This window comes from Bradyrhizobium sp. (genome assembly GCF_035701725.1).
Classification (GTDB): domain Bacteria; phylum Pseudomonadota; class Alphaproteobacteria; order Rhizobiales; family Xanthobacteraceae; genus Bradyrhizobium.
Map to the genome: position 1 here is coordinate 1 of NZ_DASSRP010000436.1, position 9,024 is coordinate 9,024.

A 9,024-nucleotide genomic window follows, 5' to 3' on the forward strand; every position below is an offset into this window, starting at 1 on the left:
GCGTTGCATCGGCGGCCAGATGCAGTGCCGGCTGATCCTCGACAGCGAGGAGAAGCGCGAGCGCGCCCACAAGATGGGCGTGTCCGACCCGAAGATGATCTACGGCATCGAGGACATGGCAAAGGGCGACTGCCTGTTCGCGGCCACCGGCGTCACCGACGGCTCGTTGCTGTCGGGCGTCAAATTCCGCGGCGACGTGATCCAGACCGAGACGGTCGTGATGCGCTCGGTGACCGGCACGGTGCGCTACATCAAGGCGGAGCATCGCCAGCTCGACAAGTTTCATCTGGATTGATCTATCGCTGTCATTCCGGAACCCGCGATAGCGGCTGTCCGGTATCCATGGCGCCGCACGAATGCTTCGAGAAATGGATTCTCAGGTGCGCAATTGCGCACCATAGTTCGATGCTAACGCATCGCCCCGGAATGACGGCGTAAAACGAAGAGGGAGCCACTCATGTCCGACCTATCTGGCGTCAAAGCGCTCATCTTCGACGTTTTCGGCACGGTGGTGGATTGGCGCACCAGCCTGATCAATGACTTTACCGCCTGGGGCGAGAAGCGCGGCATCAAGGCCGACTGGACCGCGCTCGTCGATGGCTGGCGCGCAGTTTACGCGGCCTCGATGGACGATGTGCGCAAACATCCCGAGCGCGGCTATGTCATCCTCGACGTGCTGCATCGCCGCTCGCTGGAAAAGCTGGTCGAGCAGCTTGGCGTCACCGGCCTCGATGACGCCGACCTGCATCACCTCACCATGGGCTGGCATCGGCTCTATCCGTGGCCGGACAGCATCGGTGGGCTGACGCGGCTGAAGACCAAATACATCATCAGCCCGCTCTCGAACGGCAATGTCGCGCTGTTGACGGAGATGGCGAAGTTTGCCGGCCTTCCCTGGGACCTCGTGATGTCGGCCGAACTGTTCGAACACTACAAGCCCGATCCCGAGACCTATCTCGGCGCGGCGCGCCTTCTGTGCCTGCCGGTCGAACGGGTGATGATGGTGGCGGCGCATAACCACGACCTCAAGGCCGCGCAGAAGCTTGGCCTGAAGACCGCCTTCGTGGCGCGGCCGACTGAATATGGCCCGTTACAGAAATACGACTTCGAGGCCAAGGGCGACTGGGACATCGTGGCGAAGGATTTCGGCGAGCTGGCGGTGAAGATGGGGTGCTAGGCGAAGCGACCCTGTCGGCTCATCGGTTGGGGATATCGAGCACGCCGAACTGCGAGACCGGCATGATCCAATAGACCATCCTTGACCCAGCAAAGGCGGTGTTCAACCGTTCAAGCAGCCGCGTGGCATCCTGCGCCGCAAGAATGATCCGCACCATCAGCTCGTCCGCATGCCCCTTGACCTGCTCGGCCTGGGTCTGCAACCGCACGTCGGGGCCGTGTCCGGCGACCTCGGAGGCCGTGAAGCCTGACGTGAGGTCAGTTTGTTCACTGAGATAATCGAACAGCTCCTGGCGCAGCGAGCGCGCTGCGACCAAGGTAAGGCAGACCAGCTGGTCGGTCATTTGACCTCCTTGGCGATGCCGCCGAACCGGCGATAGAGGATCGGCAGCAGGATCAGCGTCAAGGCGGTTGACGAGACGAGGCCGCCGATCACGACGACCGCGAGCGGGCGCTGAATCTCCGATCCCGGGCCTGTCGCAAACAGCAGGGGGATGAGACCCAGTGCTGTTATGCTGGCGGTCATCAAGACCGGCCGAAGCCTGCGCTTGGCACCTTCCACGACGATGCGTCCTTCCGGCAGTCCGTGGGCGCGCAGCTGGTTGAAGTAGGAAACCAGCACGACGCCGTTGAGCACGGCGATGCCGAGCAATGCGATGAAGCCGACAGAGGCGGGGACCGATAGATACTCGCCGGCGAGTACCAACGCGAAGACGCCGCCAATCACGGCGAAGGGGATGTTGGCCAGCACCAGAAGCGCCTGGCGGATGGAGCCGAAGGTCGTGAACAACAGCACAAAGATCAAACCGATTGCCACCGGCACCACGACTGAAAGACGCGCCGCGGCGCGTTGCTGATTTTCGAATTGGCCACCCCAGCTCAGTCGATAACCTTGCGGCAACGGCAACTCGGCCGCAACTTTCCGCCGGGCAGCCTCGACAAATCCAACCATATCGCGGCCACGCACATTGGTCCGCACCACGCTCATCCGGTATCCGTTCTCGCGGTTGACCTGAACAGGGCCGTCCACGCGATGAATTCGAGCGACCTGCGACAGCGCGACGTGCTGACCACTGGGCAGCGTTAACGGCAGGCTCGCGAGCAGGGTCGGCGCTTCTCGCGTCGTCTCGCTGCCGCGCACCAGGATCGGCGTACGGCGTCCTTCTTCCAGCACCGTGCCGATGGTGCGGCCTTCGATCTGGGTGCGCAGCGAGTTGGAAATCGAGTCGATGGTCAGGCCCAGACGTCCTGCCTCCATGCGGTTCACGGCGACCGTATAGTATTGCGCGCCCTCGTTGAGGGTCGTGTAGACGTCTTCGGCGCCGTCGATGCTGGAAAGAATGGCGGAGAGCTTGCTCGCAACCTCGTTGAGCTTGTTGATATCGGAGCCAAAGATCTTCACGGCGACATCGCCGCGCACGCCGCTGATCATCTCCTGCACGCGCATGTCGATCGGCTGCGTGAAGCTGAGCGACAGGCCGGGGAAATCGGCCAGCACGCGCCGCAACTCCTCGATCAGGGCGGAAGCATCTTTTGTCTTCCGCTCTTCCGGGGGCTTCAGGACCAGGAATGTATCGGTCTGATTGGGGCCCATCGGGTCGAGTCCGAGTTCGTCCGATCCCGTTCTCGCTACGATTCCCTTGATATCGGGCACCTTTGCGAGAATGGCGGACTGAAGCCGCGCGTTGATCGCAATCATCTCATCGAGATTGATGGATGGCAGCGCCTCGACGCTGACGATGGTGTCACCCTCATCCATGGTCGGCATGAATGTCTTGCCGAGTTGGGTGTAGGCGTAGCTCGCGGCAGCGAGCGCGGTAAATGCGGCGATGATCACCGTGCGCTCGTGGTTCAGGGCCCAGTCGAGTGCAGGGGCATACAAGCGCGACGCGGTGCGGATCAGCCAGGGTTCGTGGTGTGACGTGGCGCCACGGAGAACGAACGAGGTCGCGACCGGAATGACCGTCAGCGCCAGCAGCAGCGAGGCAGCCAGTGCGAAAATAATCGCGAGTGCGACAGGGATGAACAGTTTTCCCTCGAGCCCCTCCAGGGTCAGCAGCGGTACGAATACGAGAATGATGATCAGCACGCCTGAGGCGACTGGCTGCAGCACCTCGCAAACCGAACGGAAGATGATGTGGACGAGCGGCGCCGTCTTGACCGACGGCTCCTTGCTCAAATTTCCCACGATGTTCTCAACCACCACCACCAGCGCGTCGATCAACATGCCGATCGCGATGGCGAGCCCGCCCAGGCTCATCAGGTTTGCCGACATGCCGACGATGCGCATGACGATCAGAGCGATCACGATCGCAAGCGGCAGGCTCAGGGCGATGACCAGCGAGGCGCGCCAATTGCCGAGGAACAAAAGCAGCAGCACGACGACCAGGACGGTTGCCTCGCCGAGCGCGCGGATAACGGTCCCGACGGCGCGATCGACCAGCCGGCTGCGGTCATAGAACACGTTGATGGTGACGTTCTGCGGCAGCCACGACTTGAGTTCGTCAAGCCGGGCGCGCACGTCGCTGACCAGTTGGCGCGCATTGGCGCCGCGCAGGCCAAGCACAAGTCCTTCAACGGTCTCGCCGCGGCCCTCGGTGGTGACTGCGCCGTAGCGTGTCAACGCTCCCAGCTGGACTCTGGCAATGTCCCTGACCCTGATTGGAATGCCGTCCTTGGTATCGACGACGATCTGTCTGATGTCCTCGATCGTCTGAATACTGCCTTCGATCCGGACCAGAGCGCTGTCTTCGCCCTGGTTGACACGGCCAGCGCCATCGTTGCGGCTGTTGGCATCGATCGCACGCCGAAATAGATCGTAGGAAATGCCGCGGGCGGCGAGCGCATCGCTGATCGGTACGATCTCGAACGCCCGGACATAGCCGCCCAGCGCGTTCACATCGGCGACCCCTGGCACTGTTCGCAGGGCCGGGCGGATCACCCAATCGAGTAGGCTGCGCCGCTCGGTGAGCGACAGATCCGGGCTATCGATTGTGAACATGAACATTTCACCGAGCGGGCTTGTGATCGGAGCCAGCCCGCCGCTGACGCCTTCGGGCAGATCGCGCGCGATGTTGGACAGCCGCTCGGTGACCTGGTTGCGCGCCCAGTAGATGTCGGTGCCATCCTCGAAATCGACGGTGACGTCTGCAAGGGCGTATTTGGTGGTGGAGCGAAGAACCTTCTTGTTGGGTAGTCCAAGTAGCTCAAGCTCGATCGGGACCGTGATCCGCTGCTCAACTTCCTCCGGGGTGAGGCCCGGCGCCTTCATGATCACCTTGACCTGGACCGGCGACACGTCTGGAAATGCGTCGATCGGCAGGCCGGGCAGCATCACTGCGCCTGCGCCAATCAGCAACAGTACGCCAAGCATGACGAACAGGCGCTGTGACAGCGCAAAGGCGACAAGCCGTTCAAGCATCACTAGCCGGCTCCGAGCTTGAGCAGGATTCCCCGCAGGGCGGAGATACCGCCGACCGCGATTTCGTCCTTCTCCGTAATCGGACCTGAGACCACGACGTGGTCCTGGTCCTCCTCGAGCAGCGTGACCGGCACAAGACGAAAGCCGCCTTGGGCGGCCACGAAGATGGAAGCTTGCTCACCGCGGCGGACCAATGCGGTGTAGGGAAGCTCCCACGCGTCTGCAGCCGATGAAACAAAGCCGATGCGTGCCTGCGCGGTTTGCCCCGGCCGCAGTTCGCCCGTATTCGGGACCTCCGCGCGCACCAGGATGGTTTGAGTTGCCGCATCGGCGGTTTCCGAAACCAACACCACTTGGCCCGCGGTCGCGTAACCTTCGACTTCCACCTTGGCGCCCGGCCGGATCGCCCGGATGTTCGACGCCGGTACCGCGATTTCAACCCACAGCGGAGACAATCGTGCGAGCTTGACCAGCGGCGCCGTCTGCTCCACCCGCTGGCCCGGAGAAACCGCGATGTCGACGACGGTCGCCGCCCGAGGCGCGAGGACGGAAAGGGTTGCGTCGATGGCCGCCTCGTTGGTGAGTTTTGAGATGGCGTCGTCCGAAAGACCGCTGAGCCGGAGCATCTGTCGTCGTTCTGCGAGCAGAATACTTGCCTGACGTGCTTCAGTCTGGCTGGCCTCGAGAACGCGCTGCGCCACGGCGTTTGTCTGAAAGAGTTGGGTGTTCCGGTTGAGTTGTTGGGTGGCAAGAAGGTCCTGCGCGACCGCTTGCAAGTAATCGCGCTGCTGCGAAACGAAGTTTGGGCTCTCCATGATGACAAGCGGCTGGCCGGCATTGATCCGGTCACCGCGCGCCACCGAAAGCCCGGTCACCATGCCGGCCACCGGGCTGCTGACGACCCATAGTTGCGGCGTTGGGATCACGATCTGGGCCGGATAGGGAAGCGTCTTGTCGGTTGGGCTCGCGACCGGATGGACGACGCGAACCCCGAGGCTTGTTGCCTGCTCAGGGCTGAGTTTCACCGCATCTTCGGCCATCGAAATTGTCGGCAGGCCGATGAGTGCTAATGCGGCTATTGCTCGGAGCAGGTTCCACCATGCCGTCGAAGACAACTCCCCATGATACGACCGTGTCATTGATCTTTCCACTTAGCCCTTGCCGAACGCGCAGCAACAGACGCGATACTTTCTCGAGATTCGCCGGAGCCCGTTGATCTATGTCAGTAATTGTCAGGTCGGGCCGCCTTATCGTGCTGTTGCGACGAATCCTTGGCACGTCCCCCGTCCGCGGTGATTTGCCCGTCGTGCCAATGTGTCGCAGTCGGCGCCCTTGTGACGACGGGCAAATCATCTCTAGAAGCCCGCGCTATCCCGTGCCCGCCAAGAGGGGCGCTTCGCGGTCGTCACGAACGTTGGGTACGGGATGCGATGGACGCGGGCAGCGCACGAGACGGGTGTGTCTGCCGCGGACGACGAAGCCGTGTGGTCCTAGCGCCTCGACGCTGGCGCGAAGTTTGCGACACCTTTCGCAAGCGACGGTGACAAGAAGGCCCGATCGCCGGGGAGATCACGGAGTAAGTCGTAAACCATTGCGCAGGGAAGGCCGGGTGCTCCGGCAAACCTGTGGTGACTAACTCGTATGCTTTCTATCTTTGCATACGAGGCTGCGGGTGTTGCTGAACGCCCGGCTTTCCCTGCGCCCTCTGTTTACAGGGCGGTGAGAATATGGCGCATAACTCGGGCATTTCCTGCCGCGGGAACGGTAATTCGTGCTCGAATCATTGAACAGGCGGCGCTTTCGCCTATTTTCCACGGGCATCATGACACTTCCCGCATCCGCATTGCCGATCGAGCCGCCGCCGGCGTTTCTCGGGGTCGCGCATTCCCTGACCGGAAAATTGTGGCGTGACCGGCTGGATGGGCGGGGCGCGGCGAGGGCGCTTGCGATCACGCAGCGATACCAGTTGCCGGAAATGCTGGCGCGCGTGCTTGCCGGACGCGATGTCGAGATCGACGCGGTTGAGGATTTTCTCGATCCGACCATCCGCAAGCTGCTGCCCGACCCCTTCACGGTGACGCAGATGGAGGCGGCCGCGACACGTATTGCGGATGCCGCCGTGCGCGGCGAGAAGGTCGCGATCTTCGGCGACTATGACGTCGACGGTGCCACGTCGGCGGCGCTGCTCGCCTGGCATTTGCGCCACTGCGGGCTTGATCCGCTGATCCACATTCCCGACCGGATTTTCGAGGGTTACGGACCGAACACCGAAGCGGTGCGCGCGCTGGCCGGCAAAGGCGCTACGCTTTTGGTGACCGTCGATTGCGGTACCACGAGCTTGGAACCATTGGCCGAGGCGCGGAAGCTCGGAATGTCGGTCGTGGTGATCGATCATCACCAATGCGGCGACAACCTGCCCGAAGTCGATGCGCTGGTGAATCCGAACCGGCCAGATGATCTGTCGGGCCTCGGTCATCTCGCGGCCGTCGGTCTCGTCCTCGTGACGCTGGTTGCGGTCAATCGCGAACTGCGCAAGCGCGGTTTCTGGACGGCGGAAATGCCGGAACCGGACCTGCTCGGCATGCTGCATCATGTGGCGCTCGGTACCGTCGCCGATGTCGCGCCGCTGATCGGGCTCAACCGCGCGTTCGTCGCCAAGGGATTGATTGCGATGCGTCGGCGCGACCACGTCGGTCACACCGCGCTGATGGATGTGGCGCGGCTCAACGGGCCGCCCGAAGCCTGGCATCTCGGCTTCATGCTGGGGCCGCGCATCAACGCCGGCGGCCGCATCGGGCGCGCCGATCTCGGCGTGCGGCTGCTCCTGGAGGGCGATGTCTCGGAAGCAGCGCGGCTTGCCGCCGAACTCGACCGCCTGAACAACGAACGCCGCGTGATCGAGCAGGCGGCCGAAGCGCAGGCCGAAGCCGAGGCGCTGGCGGCGCTTGGCCTCGAAGATAAGGGCGCGGTCATCGTCACCGCATCGGAGGGTTGGCATCCCGGCATCGTCGGTCTCGTTGCCTCGCGTTTGAAAGAGAAATTCGCGCGGCCGGCTTTTGCCATCGCGCTCGAGCCGGGCGGCATCGGCACCGGCTCGGGACGCTCGATCGGCGGCGTCGATCTCGGCAAGGCGGTGCGGCAAGCCGTCCACGATGGCGTGCTGATCAAGGGCGGCGGACACGCAATGGCGGCCGGCGTAACGTTGCGCAAGGAAAGACTCGCCGAGTTTCGCGCCTATATGGAAAATGCGCTGGCCGGCGACGTCGCGCAGTCACGCCATGTCAACGAGATCTTTATCGACGGCGCGGTCAGTGCACGCGGCATGACGACCGAGCTTGCCGTCACGCTCAACCGCGCCGGGCCGTTCGGCAGCGGCAATCCCGAGCCGGTGCTGGCGCTGCCCTCGCATCAACTGATCTATGCCGACGAGATCGGTCAGGCGCATTTGCGCCTGCGCTTCAAGTCGGGCGATGGCGCCATCGTCAACGGCGTGGCGTTTCGCTCGATCGGCCAGAAGTTGGGAAATGCGCTGACCGCCCATCGCGGCCAGGTGTTGCACGTGGCGGGATCGCTGGCCGTCGACCGTTGGCAAGGGGCCGAGCGCGTGCAACTGCGGGTGCTCGATGTCGCCGTGCCCGACCAGGGGCCCGCGGTGATCAGGTAAGTTGTCAATTCTCGCGCGGCACGGAGGCGAGCACACGGTCGACCATTTGCGGCGCAAGGCCGAGATAGTTACGCGGCGAGGTCAGCCGTTCGATGGTGGCGCGATCAATCCGGGCCGTGATCTTCGGGTCGGACAGCAGCGCGTCTTGAAGGGATATATTGGCCTCATTGGCGCGCCGGCAAGCGTCATAGACAATGTCGTGCGCTTCCTGCCTGCCGAGCTGCGGCGCGAGCCCCATCATCACGGCCTCCGCGACGATCAGCCCGCGGCTTATATCGAGATTTTTCGCCATCTGCGCCTCGTCCACGATCAATCCGCCAAGCGCGAATTTCGCCTGATGCAGCGCGCCGGATGCGAGCACGAAGCTTTCGGGGATCGCGATCCATTCGGCGTGCCAGGGACCGGTCGCGCGCTCGAAATCCTGGATCGCGGCATCCAGCATCAGGCCCGCGTGCTGGCGAACCGCTTTGGCGGCGGCCAGCATCAACTCGCTGGAAATCGGATTGCGCTTCTGCGGCATGGTCGAGGACGCGCCGCGTCCCTTGACGAACGGCTCATAGAGTTCGGCAAATTCGGTCGAGGCCATGATCATGATGTCGAGCGCGATCTTGCCGAGCGAGCCCGTCACCAGCGCCAGGAAATTGACGGCTTCGACAAGGCCATCGCGCGCGACATGCCAGGTGGAGACGGGGACGCCAAGAGCAAGCTCTTCGCACAGCGCCTTTTGAACCTCAAAGCCCTTGTCGCCGAGCGAGGCCAGCGT

The 9,024-nt window shown here is 63.2% G+C and carries 7 protein-coding genes; 3 read left to right on the forward strand and 4 right to left on the reverse strand.

What is annotated here, in order from left to right; genetic code table 11:
* The coding region (locus tag VFL62_RS26710; RefSeq protein WP_325175398.1) for a fructose-bisphosphatase class II at positions 1–295 on the forward strand (295 nt) is incomplete at its 5' end.
* A 162-nt stretch (positions 296–457) separates the two neighbouring features.
* Entirely contained in the window at positions 458–1,177 is a 720-nt protein-coding gene (locus VFL62_RS26715) for a haloacid dehalogenase type II (RefSeq protein WP_325175399.1), read from the forward strand.
* Positions 1,178–1,196: 19 nt separating this feature from the next.
* On the opposite strand, the gene VFL62_RS26720 is transcribed toward VFL62_RS26715, so the two are convergent.
* The 3 genes from VFL62_RS26720 to VFL62_RS26730 are packed head-to-tail and all read right to left on the reverse strand — an operon-like array spanning position 1,197 to position 5,736.
* Positions 1,197–1,520: a DUF3240 family protein gene (locus tag VFL62_RS26720; RefSeq protein ID WP_325175400.1), complete on the reverse strand. Its 324-nt coding sequence runs from the start codon at positions 1,518–1,520 to the stop codon at positions 1,197–1,199.
* Positions 1,517–4,597 (reverse strand): CusA/CzcA family heavy metal efflux RND transporter, encoded by a 3,081-nt coding sequence (locus VFL62_RS26725; protein WP_325175401.1) that lies wholly within the window; start codon positions 4,595–4,597, stop codon positions 1,517–1,519. Before VFL62_RS26725 ends, VFL62_RS26720 begins: the two co-directional genes overlap by 4 nt.
* 2 nt (positions 4,598–4,599) lie before the next feature.
* Entirely contained in the window at positions 4,600–5,736 is a 1,137-nt protein-coding gene (locus VFL62_RS26730; protein ID WP_414644853.1) for an efflux RND transporter periplasmic adaptor subunit, read from the reverse strand.
* 683 nt (positions 5,737–6,419) lie between these two features.
* On the opposite strand from VFL62_RS26730, the gene recJ reads away from it, so the two are divergent.
* Positions 6,420–8,261, forward strand: a complete 1,842-nt coding sequence (recJ, locus tag VFL62_RS26735; RefSeq protein ID WP_325175402.1) for a single-stranded-DNA-specific exonuclease RecJ — start codon at positions 6,420–6,422, stop codon at positions 8,259–8,261.
* 4 nt (positions 8,262–8,265) lie between these two features.
* Here the strand turns inward: recJ and VFL62_RS26740 are convergent.
* Positions 8,266–9,024, reverse strand: a 759-nt coding sequence (locus tag VFL62_RS26740) for a lyase family protein (protein WP_325175403.1), incomplete at its 5' end; no start/stop codon positions are given.